Source organism: Variovorax sp. Soil_C_19 (assembly GCF_057657255.1).
In genome coordinates this window covers 33,889-50,431 of record NZ_JBDGIV010000012.1, presented here as the reverse complement: position 1 = coordinate 50,431, position 16,543 = coordinate 33,889, and the positions used below count along the sequence as shown (strand labels likewise).

The 16,543-nt window shown below is 69.0% G+C and carries 14 protein-coding genes and 1 pseudogene; 5 read left to right on the top strand and 10 right to left on the bottom strand.

Annotated features, from left to right (window positions below; genetic code table 11):
• Positions 1–2: 2 nt before the first annotated feature.
• The 5 genes from AC3A6R_RS20495 to AC3A6R_RS20475 form a co-directional block, all read right to left on the bottom strand.
• Positions 3–863, bottom strand: coding sequence for an ABC transporter ATP-binding protein (locus AC3A6R_RS20495; RefSeq protein ID WP_487865404.1), 861 nt, complete (start codon positions 861–863; stop codon positions 3–5).
• Positions 860–1,801 carry a nickel transporter permease gene (gene nikC, locus AC3A6R_RS20490; RefSeq protein WP_487865403.1) on the bottom strand — a complete coding sequence of 314 codons (942 nt, stop codon included), beginning with the start codon at positions 1,799–1,801 and terminating at the stop codon, positions 860–862. Before nikC ends, AC3A6R_RS20495 begins: the two co-directional genes overlap by 4 nt.
• Complete coding sequence (locus AC3A6R_RS20485) at positions 1,798–2,847, bottom strand: ABC transporter permease (RefSeq protein WP_487865402.1); 1,050 nt, start codon at positions 2,845–2,847, stop codon at positions 1,798–1,800. Before AC3A6R_RS20485 ends, nikC begins: the two co-directional genes overlap by 4 nt.
• Before the next feature lie 38 nt (positions 2,848–2,885).
• A complete protein-coding gene (locus AC3A6R_RS20480; RefSeq protein ID WP_487865401.1) occupies positions 2,886–4,484 on the bottom strand; it encodes an ABC transporter substrate-binding protein in 1,599 nt (532 codons plus the stop codon).
• A 159-nt stretch (positions 4,485–4,643) separates the two neighbouring features.
• Complete coding sequence (locus AC3A6R_RS20475) at positions 4,644–6,029, bottom strand: leucyl aminopeptidase family protein (protein WP_487865400.1); 1,386 nt, start codon at positions 6,027–6,029, stop codon at positions 4,644–4,646.
• A 133-nt stretch (positions 6,030–6,162) separates the two neighbouring features.
• Here AC3A6R_RS20475 and AC3A6R_RS20470 point away from each other — a divergent pair, with 133 nt between their 5' ends.
• The 3 genes and pseudogenes from AC3A6R_RS20470 to AC3A6R_RS20460 all read left to right on the top strand — a co-directional run bounded on the left by AC3A6R_RS20470 (position 6,163) and on the right by AC3A6R_RS20460 (position 9,288).
• Positions 6,163–8,679 (top strand): ABC transporter permease, encoded by a 2,517-nt coding sequence (locus AC3A6R_RS20470; protein WP_487865399.1) that lies wholly within the window; start codon positions 6,163–6,165, stop codon positions 8,677–8,679.
• Positions 8,676–8,969: pseudogene (locus tag AC3A6R_RS20465) on the top strand (LysR family transcriptional regulator); the annotation flags it as partial. The gene AC3A6R_RS20470 and the pseudogene AC3A6R_RS20465, both read left to right, overlap by 4 nt.
• A 91-nt stretch (positions 8,970–9,060) precedes the next feature.
• Positions 9,061–9,288, top strand: coding sequence for a SlyX family protein (locus AC3A6R_RS20460; protein ID WP_487865398.1), 228 nt, complete (start codon positions 9,061–9,063; stop codon positions 9,286–9,288).
• Between the two features lie 24 nt (positions 9,289–9,312).
• Here the strand turns inward: AC3A6R_RS20460 and AC3A6R_RS20455 are convergent, their stop codons facing one another.
• Positions 9,313–10,215, bottom strand: a complete 903-nt coding sequence (locus AC3A6R_RS20455) for a DMT family transporter (RefSeq protein WP_487865397.1) — start codon at positions 10,213–10,215, stop codon at positions 9,313–9,315.
• Between the two features lie 107 nt (positions 10,216–10,322).
• On the opposite strand from AC3A6R_RS20455, the gene AC3A6R_RS20450 reads away from it, so the two are divergent.
• Together AC3A6R_RS20450 and AC3A6R_RS20445 are read left to right on the top strand one after the other, a co-directional pair.
• Positions 10,323–11,306: a quinone oxidoreductase family protein gene (locus tag AC3A6R_RS20450; RefSeq protein WP_487858498.1), complete on the top strand. Its 984-nt coding sequence runs from the start codon at positions 10,323–10,325 to the stop codon at positions 11,304–11,306.
• Between the two features lie 109 nt (positions 11,307–11,415).
• The gene (locus AC3A6R_RS20445; RefSeq protein ID WP_487858497.1) at positions 11,416–11,826 is read left to right on the top strand and encodes a response regulator; all 411 of its coding nucleotides are present in this window, start codon (positions 11,416–11,418) and stop codon (positions 11,824–11,826) included.
• Positions 11,827–11,839: 13 nt separating this feature from the next.
• On the opposite strand, the gene AC3A6R_RS20440 is transcribed toward AC3A6R_RS20445, so the two are convergent.
• From AC3A6R_RS20440 to AC3A6R_RS20425, 4 genes are all read right to left on the bottom strand, one after another.
• Positions 11,840–13,480, bottom strand: a complete 1,641-nt coding sequence (locus AC3A6R_RS20440) for a Na/Pi cotransporter family protein (protein WP_487858496.1) — start codon at positions 13,478–13,480, stop codon at positions 11,840–11,842.
• Positions 13,481–13,810: 330 nt separating this feature from the next.
• Entirely contained in the window at positions 13,811–14,677 is an 867-nt protein-coding gene (locus AC3A6R_RS20435) for a phosphodiesterase (RefSeq protein WP_487865396.1), read from the bottom strand.
• On the bottom strand, positions 14,674–15,735 hold the full coding sequence (locus AC3A6R_RS20430; protein WP_487865395.1) for an ABC transporter ATP-binding protein: 1,062 nt from the start codon (positions 15,733–15,735) through the stop codon (positions 14,674–14,676). Before AC3A6R_RS20430 ends, AC3A6R_RS20435 begins: the two co-directional genes overlap by 4 nt.
• Positions 15,725–16,525 (bottom strand): ABC transporter permease, encoded by an 801-nt coding sequence (locus AC3A6R_RS20425; RefSeq protein ID WP_487858493.1) that lies wholly within the window; start codon positions 16,523–16,525, stop codon positions 15,725–15,727. The genes AC3A6R_RS20430 and AC3A6R_RS20425 overlap by 11 nt, the downstream gene beginning before the upstream one ends.
• Between the last annotated feature and the right edge of the window lie 18 nt (positions 16,526–16,543).

Below are 16,543 nucleotides of genomic sequence, written 5' to 3'. Positions count from 1 at the left end.
CGTCACAGTGCCCACTCCGGCTGGCGGTCGAGCACCGGCAGCGGATGGCGGTCGGCCCCGAGCTGCGGCAGGCACTCGAGGAGACCGCGCGTGTAGGGATGCCGGGCCTCGGCCATGCCGCCCGCGGGGAGTTCCTCGACCACGCGGCCGGCATACATCACGAGGACGCGGTCGCAGAACGTGGAGACCAGACGCAGATCGTGGGAGATGAAGATCAGCCCCATGCCGCGCTCGGACACCAGCCGGTCCAGGATGGCGAGCACCTGCAGCTGCACCGTCACGTCCAGGGCCGAGGTCGGTTCGTCGGCGATCAGCAGCTCGGGCTCGGCGATCAGCATCATCGCGATCATCGCGCGCTGGCCCATGCCGCCGGAGACCTCGTGCGGATAGAGCCGGAACACGCGTTCGGCATCGTCGATCTGCACCGCGGCCAGCGCTTCGAGCGCGCGCTCGCGCGCCTCGCTCGCCGACACCTGCTTGTGCGCCCGCAGCGCCTCGACGATCTGCGCACCGATCGTCATCACCGGGTTGAGTGAGAACTTCGGGTCCTGCAGCACCATGCCGATGCGCCCGCCGCGCATCGCCCGGCGCTCGCGCGGCGTGCAGCGCAGCAGGTCCGTGCCGCGAAACGCCAGGCGCTCGGCCGCGACCCGGCCGCCCGGCGCGGTCAGGCCAAGGATGGCGCGGCCGGTCTGCGATTTGCCCGAGCCCGATTCGCCGACGATGCCCAGGCGCTCGCGCCCGAGCGTGAACGAGACGCCGCGCACGGCCTCGGTCATGCCGCCGCCTCGCGCGGGAAACGCGACCCGCAGGTCCTGCACGTCGAGCACCGGGTTCGATGGGTTCATGGAGGAGCCGGTCATGCGTTGGCCTTTGGGTCGAGCGCGTCGCGCAGGCCGTCGCCCAGCAGGTTGAAGGCCAGGCTGACGATGCAGATCGCTGCGCCCGGGGCTGCCGCCACCCACCAGTGGTCGAGCACGAACTGGCGGCCGTCCGCAATCAGCGCGCCCCATTCGGGCATCGGCGGCTGCGCTCCCAGGCCGAGAAAGCCGAGGCCGGCCGCAGCCAGGATGATGCCGGCCATGTCCAGCGTCACGCGCACGATCACCGAGGGCAGGCACAGCGGCAGCACGTGGCGCAGCACGATGCGCTGCGGCGTTGCGCCAATCAACCGCACGGCACTGATGTAGTCGGCCTGGCGGATGGTCAGCGTTTCGGCACGCGCGATGCGCGCATAGGGAGGCCACGATGTGAGGGCGATCGCGATCACGGCGTTCTCGATGCCGGGGCCGAGCGCGGCCACGAAGGCCAGCGCCAGGATCAGGCGCGGGAAAGCCAGGAAGATGTCGGTGATGCGCATCAGCACCACGTCCAGCCAACCGCCCGCATAGCCCGCCGCTGTGCCCACCACCAGGCCGATGGGAGCGGCCAGCACCGCCACCAGCACCACCACGAACAGCGTGATGCGCGAGCCATGGATGATGCGCGAGAGGATGTCCCGGCCCTGGCCGTCGGTGCCGAGCCAGTGCGCGGCCGAAGGCGGCAGCAGGCGCTGCGTCTGCAGGTCGCCGATGTAGGGCGAATAGGGCGCCAGCCAATCGGCCAGCACCGCCACGGCGATCAGTGCGAGCACGATCGCCAGGCCGGTCATCGCCAGCCGGTTGCGCGCAAAGATGCGCCATGCGCCATAGGCGCGCCCCAGTCCGGCCTGCCGGCGCGACTGCGGCCGGTCGGACATCAGCCAGTCGTGCAGGCGGGCGGCGCGGCCCGATGGCGCCGGTGCGGAAGAAGATGGTTTCATCGTCGCGTCCGTGGATCGAGCTGGCGGTACAGCAGGTCTGACAGAAGGTTCAGGCCGATGAACACCGAGCCGACCACCAGCGTGCCGCCCAGCACCGCGTTCATGTCCGCGTTCTGCAGCGAATTCGTGATGTACAGGCCCAGGCCCGGCCACGCGAACACGGTCTCGGTCAGCACCGAGCCTTCGAGCAGGCCGGCGTATGACAGCGTGACCACCGTGACCAGCGGCACCATCGCATTGCGCAGCGCATGGCGCCAGATGATGCGCGTCTCGCTCAGGCCCTTGGCACGCGCGGCCACCACGTACTCCTGCGCCAGTTCGGCGAGCATGAACGAGCGTGTCATGCGGCTGATATAGGCCAGCGAGAAATAGCCCAGCAGCGAGGCCGGCAGCACCAGGTGCGAGAGCGCGTTGCGGAACGCCTCCCACTCGCCCTGGCGCGCGGTGTCCAGCAGCAGGAAGCCGCTTTGCGGCGTGATCGAATACTGGTAGATCACGTCGATTCGCCCGGGCCCGGGGACCCAGTCGAGCTTGGCATAGAACAGCACCAGCGCCATCAAGCCGAGCCAGAAGATCGGCACCGAGTAGCCGACCAGTCCGACCACGCGCACCACATGGTCGACCATGCCGCCTTGCCGCACCGCCGCCCACACGCCGATCGGGATGCCGATGCCGGCACCGATCAGGATGCCCAGCGTGGCGAGTTCGATGGTGGCCGGAAAGGTCTGCGCGATGTCGGTCAACACCGGGTTGGAGGTGAGTATGGAGGTGCCGAAGTCGCCCCCCACGGCCTTGCCCAGGTAGACGACGAACTGCTCGATGAGCGGCTTGTTGAGGCCGAGCTCCTCGCGGGTGCGCTCGATCACGTCATCCGGCGCCTGGTCGCCGACCAGTGCCAGCACCGGATCGACCGGGATCACCCGGCCGATGAAGAAGGTCACGGCCAGCAGGCCGAGGTAGGTGACCAGGACCACGGCGGCGAAGCGCAGCACCGCCGCCGCGCGGCCGCGCAGCCGGACCGCCGTGGAATCGGTGGTGTTGCTCACGAAGGTACCCCCGTGTCGTGCAGGTCGCGCGGCTCAGGTCACTTGCTGACCAGCGACAGCCGGGTCAGGCCGGAGGTCTCGCCCAACCGATAGCCCTGCACGTTGCTGCGCAGGCCCGCGGTGTCGATCTGCTGGTAGAGGATGACGTAGGGACTGCGGGCGCGCACCTCGGCCTGGAGCTTCTCGTAGATGGCCTTGCGCTTCTCGGGATCGCGCTCCAGCGCCGCGGCTTCGGCCTGCTGAGTCAGCTCGGGAATGTCCCAGGCGTTGCGCCATGCGAGCGGCTTGACCTTGGCATCGTCGGAGTTGTCAGGATTGCGGGCGAAGGTGCTGGCATTGGTGTGCGGGTCCCAATAGTCCGCGCCCCATGCGCCGATGTACATGTCGTGCTGGCGCGCACGGTACTTGGTCATGGTCTGCTTGCCGTCGCCCGGGATCACCTCGATGTCGATGCCGGCGCGCTTGGCGGTCTGCTGGAAGTTCTCGGTGATGCCCTGGATCGGCTGCGTGGTGCGCATGTCGATGGTCACCTTGAAGCCGTCGGCCAGGCCGGCCTTCTGCAGCAGCGCCTTGGCCTTTTCGACGTCGAACTTGTAGGGCTTCTCGGTGCTGGCGCCGAGCAGGCCCACCGGCAGGAAGTTCTGGTGGATCACGCCGATGTCCTTGAGCAGCACCTTGCCGATGCTGTCGTAGTCCACCAGCCATTTCAGCGCCTCGCGCACCTCGGGCTTGGCCAGGTTCGGGTTCTTCTGGTTCAGGCCGATGTACACCACCGTGCCGCGCGGCGTGGACGTGGTCTTCAGGCGCTTGTCGGCGGCGACGGCCTCCAGGTCCTGCGGCTGGAGGTTGCGCGCGATGTCCACGTCGCCCTTCTCGAGCAGCAGGCGCTGCGTGGCGGGCTCCTTCACGTGGCGGTAGATCACGCGCGCGAGCTTGGCCTTGGGGCCGAGCGTGTAGTGGTCGTTGCGCTCGAACACGGCGATCTCGTTGGGCCGGTAGTCGCGCAGCTTGTACGGGCCCGAGCCGGCGAAGTTGGTGCGCAGCCACCCGTTGCCCAGGTCGCCGTCCTTCTCGTGCGCCAGCACCAGTTTCTTGTCGACGATCGCGGCGACGTTGGAGGTGAGGCAGTTCAGCACCAGCGTGGGCGCGTAGGGCTTGTCGACCTCCATGGTCAGCGTGAGCGGGCCGGTCTGGCGGATCTTGTCGCGCACCGTGTCCTTGGTCAGGCCGAACTGGCGCAGGATGAAGGCGGGCGACTTGTCCATCAGCACGGCACGCTGCAGCGAGAACACCACGTCTTCCGCCGTCATGGGATTGCCCGAGGCGAACTTGAGATTCGGCTTCAGCTCGAACGAATAGGTCTTGCCGTCGTCGCTGATGCTCCACGACTTGGCCGCATCGCCCCTGAGCGACGACAGGTCGCCGGGTTGGGTCCGCACCAGCCGGTCGTAGCCATTGCCGCTGAACTCGCCGGCCGTGACCTCGAAGGTCTCGCCCGGGTCCATCGTGATGATCTGGTCCAGTGCCCAGGCCACCACGAGCGTGTCCTTGGGCGTGGCGGCCAGCGCGGGCGCCTGCATGGCGAAAAATCCGGCCAGGCCTGCGGCCACGGCATTGCGTGCGAACGAACGGCTCATAAGTCTCCCTGATGGTTTCAACGGACTGACATGTGCCGAAACACCGCTTGCATGGCCAAGGGCATTTCGGTTCCGTTCGGCCATGCTAGGGGAAAAAATGAGAACGAAAGTTCAATTTCACTCGGTGAATCCTTCAGAGTCTCTAAACAACGGGTTCAGTCATGCGCCAGCTCGAAAACGCTGCTCCAGATAGGCCAGCAGCGTCATGAGCCCTTGGGCCTCGCCACCGACCGGACATCCCGGTCGCTTCAGTTCATTCCACGCATAGATGTCGAGGTGCAGCCAGTCAATGCCGGGGCTCACGAAGTCGCCGAGGAACAGCGCCGCGAGGATCGAACCCGCGAACGGGCCGCGCCCCACGTTGGCGACATCGGCCACGTCGCTGTCGAGGTAGCCGTGATAGTCCTGCCACAGCGGCAGGTGCCACAGCGGATCGTGCAGCGACAGGCCCAGGTCCACGAGCTGGCGCGCGAGCGCCATGTCGCGGCAGTACAGGCCGGGCAGCCGCGGACCCAGCGCCACGCGGGCCGCGCCGGTCAGGGTCGCCAGGTCGATCATGAGTTCGGGCCGGTGCTCGGCGCCGTAGGCCAGCGCATCGCACAGCACGAGGCGGCCCTCGGCATCGGTGTTGCCCACTTCCACCGTGCGTCCGGTGCGCGTGCGGATCACGTCGCCCGGGCGCATGGCGTTGCCGGCGACCGCGTTGTCCACGGCCGGAATCAAAAGCCGCAAGCGCACCGGCAGTTCCATCGCCATCACCAGCTGCGCCAGCGCCAGCGCGTGGGCGGCGCCGCCCATGTCCTTCTTCATCATGCGCATGCCGTCGGCGCTCTTCAGGTCCAGCCCGCCGGTGTCGAAGCACACGCCCTTGCCCACGATCGTGAGCGCACGCGCGCGTGGCGGGCCCCAGGTCATCTCGATCAGGCGCGGCGCGCGCGTGGAGGCCCGGCCCACCGCATGGACCGTCGGAAAGCCCGCACGCAGCAGCCCGTCGCCGACGATCTGGCGGCAGCGCCCGCCGTGCGCCTGCGCCAGCGTGCGCACGGCTTCGCCAAGTTCGGCCGGACCCAGGTCTTCGGCCGGCGTGTTGACCAGGTCGCGCACCAGGCAGAACGCGTCGGCCAGGCGTGCGCCGTGCCGGCCCGCGGCGCTGGGCGCCAGCTGCAGCGTGGGACCCGGCGGCGCTGCCTGGGTCTTGTAGCGGTCGAAATGGTAGGCGCCCAGGCGCCAGGACAGTGCCGCGGCCTGCGGGTCCAGCGCCTGGCCCTGGTCGCCGAGCCGGTAGTTCCCGGGCGGCAGGCTGCGCGGCAATGCGGCCAGCGCATGCGGATGGTCGAGCGCCGCCACGCCGGCCCAGACACTGCCGATGCCCGAACGGGCATCGGGCACCAGCACGGCGCTGTGGGCCTTGCCCTCGAACCCCTGGACGGCCAGCCAGCGGCGCGCGCCCTCGTCGGTGCGCTGCATCGCCGCGGCGAGGCCGGCGCGGTCGACGACGTGGATGGGCACGGCGCCCGCGCCCGGTTTCTTGAATTGAATCGACATCGAATGAACTCCCTTTCCTTGTATGCGGCATGCGTTGTCTGTGCACGCTTCACGGCCCGATCCTAATTCGGGCGCGCCGAGGGCAAGTCCCCAGAACGCGGCGGGCGCCCCCGCGTCGGCTATCGTCTCGCCCATGACTGCCTCCCTCCGCCTTGGCTGGCGCACCCTCCGGCGCGATCTGCGCGCCGGCGAACTGCGCCTCTTGATCGTTGCCGTGCTGCTGGCCGTGGCCGCACTCACGGCGGTCGGCTTCTTTGCCGACCGGCTGCAGGGCGGCCTGCAGCGTGATGCGCGGCAACTGCTCGGCGGCGATGCGGTGGTGGTGAGCGACAACCCCACGCCCGAGAACTTCATCGCCCAGGCCCGCGCCTTCGGCCTCGAAGGCACGGGAACCTACGGCTTCCCGACCATGGCGCGGGCCGGCGAGGCGCAGGGCGGCGCGAGCAAGCTGGTGGCGCTGAAGGCCGTGGCACCGGGCTATCCGCTGCGCGGCAACCTGCAGACCGCGAACGCTGTCGATGGGGCCGGCGCCGTCACGCGCGACATTCCCCCGCCGGGCGAAGCCTGGGTCGACGCCTCGCTGCTCGATTCGCTCGGGCTCGCGATGGGCGACACGCTGCTGCTCGGCGATGCGGGGCTTCGCATCGGCCGCGTGATCACGCTCGAGCCCGACCGGGGCGCGGGCTTCATGAGCTTTTCGCCGCGCGTGATGCTCAACCAGGCCGACGTGCCGCGTACCGGCCTCGTGCAGCCCGCGAGCCGCGTGAGCTATCGCTATGCGGTGGCGGGCGAGGACGCCGCCGTGAAGCGCTTTTCCGATTGGACCGAGGCGCTCATCAAGCAGGGCGAGCTGCGCGGCGTGCGGCTCGATTCCTTCGAGGGCGGACGCCCCGAAATGCGCCAGACACTCGACCGCGCCGAGAAATTCCTGAGCCTGGTCGCACTGCTCGCGGCGCTGCTCTCGGCCGTGGCGGTGGCGCTGGCGGCACGCGGCTTCGCGGCCAACCACCTCGACGACTGCGCGATGCTGCGCGTGCTGGGCCAGAGCCAGCGCACCATCGCGCTGGCCTATGCCTTCGAGTTCGCGATCGTCGGCATCGTGGCCAGCGGCCTCGGCGTGGCGATCGGCTTCGGCGTGCACTACGTCTTCGTGGTGCTGCTCTCCGGTCTGGTCGAGACCACACTGCCGGCCGCCACGTTGTGGCCGGCCGTGTTCGGCCTCGGCATGGGCCTGACGCTGCTGTTCGCCTTCGGCCTGCCGCCGGTGCTGCAGCTCGCCAAGGTGCCGCCGCTGCGCGTGATCCGGCGCGACGTGGGCGGCTTGAAGCCGGCGTCGCTCGCAGTGCTCGGCGTCGGCGTGGCCGGCTTCGCGGCGCTGCTGGTCGCGGCCAGCAGCGACCTGAAGCTGGGCCTGATCGCGGTGGGCGGCTTCGCGGGCGCGGTGGCGCTGTTCGCGCTCCTGAGCTGGCTCGCGGTGAAGATCCTCCGCCGCAGCGTCAACGAAAGCACCGCGCCGCGCTGGCTGGTGCTGGCCACGCGCCAGATCTCGGCGCGGCCGGCCTATGCGGTGGTGCAGGTCAGCGCGCTCGCCGTGGGCCTGCTCGCGCTGGTGCTGCTGGTGCTGCTGCGCACCGACCTCGTGGCGAGTTGGCGCCAGGCCACGCCGGCCGATGCGCCGAACCGCTTCGTGATCAACGTGATGCCCGACCAGAGCGACGCATTCCAGCAGACCCTGCGCGACGCCGGCGTTGGCAAGTTCGACTGGTATCCGATGATCCGCGGCCGGCTGCTGGCCGTGAACGGCAAGCCGGTCTCGCCCGACGACTACGCCGAGGACCGAGCCAAGCGTCTCGTCGATCGCGAATTCAATCTGAGCAACAGCGCCGAAGCGCCGCCGCACAACAGCATCGTCGCTGGCGCATGGACGCCCGGGGCGGCGGGCGAGGTGAGCGTGGAAGAGGGCCTGGCCGAGACGCTGGGCCTTCGACTCGGCGACACGATGCGCTTCGACATCGGCGGCATGCAGAACGAGGCGCGCATCACCTCGCTGCGCAAGGTCGACTGGGGCTCGCTGCATGCCAACTTCTTCGTGATGTACACGGTGAGCGCGTTGCCCGAGGTGCCGGTCACCTACATGGGTGCCTTCCGAGCGCCCGAGACGCGGGGTTTCGACAACGCGCTGGTGCGCAGCTTTCCCAACGTGACCAACGTCGACATGAGCGCGACCATCAACCAGGTGCAGCGCGTGCTCGACCAGGTGGTGCGTGCGGTGGAATTCCTGTTCGGCTTCACGCTCGCCGCGGGGCTCGTGGTGCTGTTCGCCGCGGTCACGGCCACGCGCGAGGAGCGCGCGCGCGAATTCGCGGTGATGCGTGCAGTGGGCGCGCGCGCCAGCTTGCTGCGCCAGGTGCAGCGTGCAGAACTCGCCGGCGTGGGCCTGCTCGCAGGCTTTCTTGCGAGCATGGTGGCTTCTGTCATCGGCTGGGGCCTGGCGCGCTATGTGTTCGACTTCACCTGGACCGCGTCGCCGCTGGTGCCGCTCGGCGGCGCCGCCGCCGGTGCGGTGCTGGCGCTGGCCGCGGGCTGGTGGGGGCTGCGCGACGTGCTGCGCCGGCCCGTGGTCGACACGCTGCGCCGCGCGGCGGAATGATCCAGGTCGACGACCTGCAGCTTGCCGCCACGCTGCTGCGCGAGCCCTCGCTGAGCGCCGCAGCGCGCGCGCTCAACGTCACGCCGCCGGCCTTGTCGATGCGGCTGCGCAGGCTCGAGGCCGCGCTGGGCCTGTCGCTCGCCAGCCGCACCGCGCGCCGCCTGAGCCTCACGCCGGAGGGCGAGCGCTTCGGCCGCGAGGCGGCGGCGCTGCTGGCGCAGATCGAGGGCTTGCGCGAATCTGCATCCGCGAGAACGACGAGGACACCACGCTCTGGCAGGGACGCGGCCGACGCGGTCGCGTGCGGCGCCGGTCAGCCCGTAACCCGCGCGGTGGCGGGGCCGTCATGAAAGCGCGGCGGTCTTCCTGTCCAATAGCGGCATGGACAACAACGCACCCAGGGAACTCGTCGAACGCCTGACCGAGCTTGAGATCAAGGCCGCCTACGCCGACGACCTGCTCGATCAGCTCAACATGACGATCTATCGCCATCAGCAGCAGATCGACCGGCTGGTCGAGCAAGTCGTGCAGCTGCGCGAGCAAAGCCGCAACGCGGCGCAGGACGGCGCGGCGCGCAGCCCGGCCGACGAGCTGCCGCCGCACTACTGAGCGCGTCGCGCAGCCGCGGTGCCGTCAGCGCCGAGACGACACCACGATCCCGCCCACGATCAGCAGGAACGCCACCCCGTGGTACCAGTGCGGCGGCTCGCGCAGGAAGGCCGCCGAAAGCATGGCCGCGAACAGCGGCGTGAGGTTCATGAAGATGCTCGCCGCCTGCGGCCCCGCGCGCTGCACGCCCGTGCCCCAGCAGCGGTAGGCCACCACGGCGGGCCCGATGCCGATGAAAAGCATGGCCGCGACGAGCGGCCAGCCGAGCTCGACATGCGCCGCGGCCGCGGCCCATTCGCCCGCGGCCAGCGCGCCCGACCATCCGAGGCCGAACACCAGCTGCGCCATCAGGAACGCGGCCCAGTCCCGCCGCACGCCCTGCGGTTCCTGCGTGCGCACCAGGAACCAGCTGTAGAACGCCCAGGCGATGGTGCCCAGGATCATGTAGAGGTCGCCCGCCACCAGCCGCAGCGCGAGCAGCTGCCCCCATTCGCCGCGGCTCAGCACCAGCAGCACGCCGAGCATCGAGAGCAGCGCGCCGGCGATCTCGCGCCCGCTCACGCGCGCGCCGAAGAACATCGCGCCCGTCGCCAGCATCCACAGCGGCAGGCTCGAACCCACGAGCGTGACGTTGATCGGCGACGAAGTCTGCAGCGCCAGGTACTGGAACGCGTTGTAGCAGCCGATGCCGAGCAGCCCCAGCACCGCGTAGCGCTTCCAGTGCGCCCACAACGGGCTGCTGCGGCGCAGGACCGGCCAGGCGAGTGGCAGCAGCAGCACGAAGGCGATGATCCAGCGCACGAAGTTCAGCGTAAGCGGCGACACCAGGTCGCGCACCAGCCGCCCGACCACGGCATTGCCGGCCCACAGCAGGGGCGGCACGGTCAGTAGAAGAATGGTCGAGGGCGAAAGGCGCGGCGTCTGCATGGCCGCCGACTCTACCGGGCAAAACCGGGGGCCGCCGCGCTGGGGGCAAACGTGGCACGATGCGCGCTTCCGACTTTTTACCGTGTTGCCTGGAGACTGGAGAGATGATGAGCAAAGCCGTCCGTATCGACCGCCATGGCGGGCCCGAGGAACTGAAAATCGTCGACGTCGAGGTTGGCGAGCCCGGCCCCGGCGAGATCCGCATACGCCACAAGGCCGTGGGCCTGAACTTCATCGACACCTACCAGCGCAGCGGGCTCTATCCGTTCCAGATGCCGCTGCAGCTGGGCATGGAGGCCGCGGGTATCGTCGAAGCCGTGGGCGAGGGCGTGTCGCATCTGAAAGCCGGCGACCGCGCCGCCTATGCGAGCCAGCCGCCCGGTGCCTACTGCGAGCTGCGCGTCATGCCGGCCAAGTGCGTCTGCAAGCTGCCCGACGACATCTCCTTCGAGACCGGCGCAGCCATGATGCTCAAGGGCCTCACGGCGCAGTACCTGCTCAAGAAGACGCTGCCTGCCGAAGGTCTGCAGCCCGGCGACTTCATCGTCTTCCATGCGGCCGCCGGCGGCGTCGGGCTGATCGCCTGCCAGTGGGCCAAGGCGCTCGGCCTGCAGCTGATCGGCACGGCCGGCAGCGACGCCAAGTGCCAGCTCGCGCTTTCGCACGGCGCGGCGCATGCCATCAACTACAGCACCGAGAACTTCACGGCACGGGTGAAGGAGATCACTGGCGGCAAGGGCGTGAAGGTGGTGTACGACTCGGTCGGCAAGGACACCTGGGAAGGCTCGATCGACTGCCTGCGGCCCTTCGGCCTGCTCGCGGTGTTCGGCAACGGCTCGGGCCCGGTGCCGCCGATCGGCTTCGGCACGCTGGCGTCGAAGGGCTCGCTCTATGTGACGCGGCCGACGCTCTTCACGCACATCGCCACGCGCGAGGGCACCCAGGCCATGGCCGACGACCTGTTCGCCATCGTGCAAAGCGGCGCGGTGAAGATCCCGATCGACCAGCGCTACGCCCTGGCCGACGTGCAGCAGGCGCACCGCGACCTCGAGGCACGCAAGACCACCGGGTGCACGGTCCTGACGCTCTGAGCCACGGCCGCGCAGGCGGTGTCCTACTTGCGGCGGGGCGCCATGCCTTCGTTTTCGGCGCGACGCATTTTGTAGCCTGGGTGAAACTCAGCAAGACATGCCCCGTGCCATGGACACCGTCAGAACCTTCATCGTCGAGGACAACGCCGTCATCCGCGAAAACCTGGTCGGCACGCTGCGTGAAGTGGCCCGCGTCGATCCCGTGGGTGAGACGGCCTCGCAGCGCGACGGGATGCGCTGGCTCACCGCCAATCCCTCGCAATGGGATCTGGCCATCGTCGACCTGTTCCTGAAGGACGGCACCGGCTTCAGCGTACTCGAAGCCTGCCGCAACCGCGCACCGGCGCAGAAGATGGTGGTGCTCAGCAACCACCTCACGCCCGAGATGCGGCGCAAGTGTGCCCAGCTCGGCGCCGACGCCGCCTTCGACAAGGCGACCGAAGTCGACGACCTGATCGACTTCTGCCTGCGCCGCCGACAGGCGCTGTTCCACTCCGTCACCTCCGCGGCAACGCACTGACTTCGGGGGGCGTCTAAACCTGCTTCAAGCGGCTCGGTGCAAGCGCGCCAGCCGACTCGAGGATCGGATAGGCAATCGAGCAGATGTGCGAGTTGATGCGCTTCAGGTCGCTGATGAGGTCGATGTGCAGCGAGCTCGTTTCCATGCTCAACGTGGTGCGGTCGGAGAGCCGGTCGAGGTGGGTCGACGCGTAGGCCCGCTCGAGGTCGCGGAATCGGGCCTTCTCCTCGAGCAGCTTCTGCGCATCGCGCACATTGCCGTTGAGGAACACGCTCATGCTGAGCCGCAGGTTCGCAATGAGCCGGCCGTGCAGTTCGACGATCTCCGCCATACCGGCTTCGGAAAAGTTGCGCTGCGGCTTGATCTTCTTGTCCTCGATGTCGATGATCACACGCTCGACGATGTCGCCGATCTGCTCCATGTTGATGGTGAAGCTGATGATGTCGGTCCAGCGCCGGCTTTCCTCTTCGCCCAGCGCCTCGCGCGAGATGCGCGTCATGTAGTACTTGATGGCCGAATACAGCTCGTCCACCGTGTCGTCGAGCTGCCGCAGCTCCTGCGCTAGGCGCAGGTCGTTGTTGCGGATCACGTCGAGCATGCCGATGAGCATGGTCTCCACCACGTCGGCCTGGTGCAGTGCCTCGCGCGCGGCATTCGAGATGGCGAGCGAGGGCGTCGACAGCGCCGAGGGGTCGAGGTGGTGCGGCCGCATCGACGCGGTCGACGGCGTCGGCACCGGCAGCATTCGCGTGACCAGCTTGGCGACCCATTGCGTGAGGCCGATGAACCCGACGCTGATCACCACGTTGAAGGCGAGATGGAACAGCACCACGCCGTGGGTGGGGTTCGGTATCTGCGGCTGCACGTAGCGCAGCCACAGGCCGACGAACGGCGCGACCACCGCCACGCCGAGCACCTTGAAGAGCAGGTTGCCGACCGTGACCTGCCGCACCGGCATCGCCGACTTCGCCGTGGTCAGCACGGCCAGCAGGCCGCTGCCGAGGTTGGCGCCGAGCACCAGCCCGAGTGCGACGTCGAGCGGCACCACGTTGGAGCTCGCCATGGCCGCCACCAGCAGCACCACGGCAAGGCTCGAATACGCCACGATCGCGAGCGCGGCGCCAATGGTGATCTCGAGCAGCACGTCGCTCGTGAGCGAAGCCAGCAGCACGCGCACGGCCGGCGCGGAGAAGAGCGGTTCGGTCGCCGCCACCACGAGCTGCAGCGCGAGCAGCATCAGGCCGAGCCCGATGAGCACCCGGCCCACCCGCCCCGCCACCGTGGCAGAGCGCGAAATGAACAGCACCACGCCCACGAAGATGAACATCGGCGAGAGCCACGACAGGTCGGCCGAGAACAGCACCGAGATCAGCGCGGTGCCGATGTCGGCCCCGCGCATCACCGCGAGCGCGGCGGGCAGCGTGATCAGGCCCTGCCCGACGAAGGACGAGGTCATGAGCGACGTGGCGGTGCTCGACTGCACCAGCGCCGTGACGCCGATGCCCGACAACGCAGCCGTGAAGCGGTTGCGCATGCTCTGGACCAGGATCTTTCGCAGGTTGGCGCCGAACACGCGCAGCACCCCCGTGCGCACGAGGTGCGTGCCCCACACCAGCAGTGCGACTGCGGCAAGCAAGTCCAGAAGATGCTTCATGGGTTGTGGTTTCTATCCTTTTCGTTCTTTTTCGTTTTCGGCTCCATTGTCCACAGGAACGGCTAGGGCCTGTTCACCCTATTTACGGGGATCGCGTTGGCCCGCATTGGGGCTGGCTGCAAGGCGCCCGTGCGCAGCAATGCTGAAGCATTGCAAGCGCGGGCAACGCCGCAGACGGCCCCAATGCGGGCCAACCCGGAGGGAAGGCATGCCAAAGCGGCCAACTCCGCGTTGCACGCCTTGTGTGTGCCGACGCACATACTGCGTCGTGCGCCTTGATTTGTCCGCTTTGGCATGCCTTCGCGACCCCGTAAATAGTGTGAACAGGCCCTAATCGATCAGGGCGCCGTTGTCGTGGAATGGAAAAGGCCCTTCGAAGCTGCCCGATGCGGCCAGGTGGGTCACCAGCCGCTGTTCGCCGGCCGACCAGGCGTGCACGCGGAACCCGGGCGGCTCCAGCGTCCATGCCGAGGCCCCATCGGGCGAAAGGTCGAGGCAGACCTGGTGCGCGGGCGCCGGCGAGGTCGAGGCGATGGTGCCGCCGAAGCGCACGTCGATCGCACGGTGCAAGTGGCCGCAGATCAGGCGCTCGACGTTGGAATGGCGCGCGACCAGCGCCTCGAGCGCTTCGGCGCCCTCGCGCAGGCCGATCTCGTCCATGTGGCCGATCAGCGTACGGAACGGGGGATGGTGCAGCGCGATCACCACGGGCTCGCCGCGGCGGTCGTCGAGTGCCGCCTCGAGCCAGGCGAGCCGCTCGCGGCAGAGCGCGCCATGGCTGGCGCCGGGCACGCAGGTGTCGAGCGTGAGCAGGTGCAGCGGCCCCACGCGCACCGCGTACTGGACGAAGCCGCCCGATCCCACGCCCTGCGCCATGTAGGCGTGGCCCGGGAAGCTGCGGCGCAGCTGGTCGCGGTCGTCGTGGTTGCCGGGCATCAGGTAGACCGGCATGTCGAGCGGTGCCAGCAGGCGCGCCAGATGCGCGTACTCGGCCGCGCGGCCGAAGTCGCTGAGGTCGCCCGTGATCACCACCGCGTCGGGCCGCTGCGGCAGCCGCAGCACCGAGGCCACGGCGCGCTGCAGGTACGGAGCGGTGTCGATGCGGCCATAGGCCAGGCGGCCGGGCTCGCGAATGTGCAGGTCCGTGAGCTGGACCAGGAAGGTGGTGTCGAGGAGGTTGTCGGTCGTGGTCGTCATGCGCTGCTTTCCTGCGACGGCATCAGGCGGTCGGGCGAAATACGAAGGCCGACCCGGTCGCCGGGTCCGAAGGGCGCGTCGCGGCCCAGGTCGGCGACGAGCAGGGGCTGGTCTTCCGTCTGCAATTGCAGCTGCACGCGGTCGCCGAGGAAGGTGCGGCGCTCGACCGTTGCGCTGCCCCAGCCGGGCTGCGGTGCGCTCACTTCGATGTCTTCGGGTCGCACCAGGAGCATGGCATGGCCGAGCAGGGCGCTCGGGCAGGGCAGGGTGCATGCGCCGAGTCGGACAACGCCCTGCGCCATCGCATCGGCCGCGCGCTCGAGCCGGTTGACCCGGCCCAGGAACTCCGCCACGAACGGATGGGCCGGCGCGCGGTAGAGGTCTTCGCCGCGGCCGATCTGCACGATGCGCCCTGCGCTCATCACCGCGAGCCGGTCGGCAATGGCCATCGCCTCCTGCTGGTCGTGCGTGACGTGCACGGCCGTGATGTGCAGCCTCCGCAGCAACTCGGCCAGCTCGTCGCGCAGCGACTCCTTGAGCTTGGCGTCGAGCGCGGCCAGCGGTTCGTCGAGCAGCAGCACGCGCGGGCGCACCGCCACGGCGCGCGCGAGCGCCACGCGCTGCCGCTGTCCGCCAGAGAGCTCGGCCGGGCGCTTGTTCTCGAGCCCGCCGAGCCGCGTCAGGTCGATCAGTTCGCCGACCGCGCGCTTCTCTTCTTCGGCCGACACGCCGCGGATGCGCAGCCCGTAGCCGATGTTGGCCGCCACCGTCATCTGCGGGAACAGGGCGTAGCTCTGGAACACCATGCCCACGCCGCGCTGCTCCACCGGCCGGTGCGTCACGTCCTGGTCGCCGAACACGATGCGGCTGCCCTCGTCGGGCGACTCCAGCCCCGCGATCAGCCGCAGCAGAGTGGTCTTGCCGCAGCCCGACGGACCGAGCAGCGCAAGCACCTCGCCGGCCTCCACATGCAGGTCGGTGGGCAGCAGGCCGCGCGTGCCGTCGGCGTAGGTCTTGGCGCAGTGTGCGACGTCGATGGGGATGCGTTCAAGTTCCATGGCGTTTCTGAATCAGGTTGGCAAGGTACTGCAGGCCCCACAGCACCGGGAGGATCACGGCGAAGAAGATCAGCGTGTAGGCCGATCCGATCTCGATGCGCATGGAGGCATAGCTGTCGGCCAGGCCCACCGGCAGCGTGCGCGTGAGCGGCGTGTGCAGCATCCAGGTGAGGTTGAACTCGCCCACCGAGAGCGTGAACACCATCAGGCTGCCCGCCACGATGGCAGGAAAAACGGCCGGCACCAGGATGCCCATGAAGCGCTGCCAGAAGCTGGCGCCGAGCGTGCGCGCGGCCTCTTCGAGCGCGAGCAGGTCGTTGCGCTGGAAGGCCGAGCTCACGGTGCGCACCATGAACGGCAGCGTGAACACGATGTGGCCCACGAGGATGAAGGCGAAGCTCTGGCGAAATGCCGTGAGCTGTCCGTAGGCGAGGATCAGCGCGAGCGCGGTCGCCAGCCCGGGCACCGCCACCGGCAGCGTCAGCAGTTCCTCGAAGATGCCGGCAGCGCGCGAGCGGCTGCGCGCCAACGCATAGGCGCAGGGCACTCCGAGCAGCACGGTGCCGACGACGCAGGCGGTGGCCAGCGCGAGCGACCAGCCGACGGTGCCGCCGTAGTTCTCCCACACCTCGCCGAGCCAGCGCAGCGTGAGCCCGCTCTTCAGTCCGACGCTGTAGTTGTTGACCAGGCCCGCCATCACCGACAGCAGCATCGGCGCGATCATGAAAATGCTGGTCAGCACGGTGATGGTCAGCAGGAACGGGGCCTTCGATCCGGAGTTCTTTCGCATGGCGTCTTTCTTCCTGCT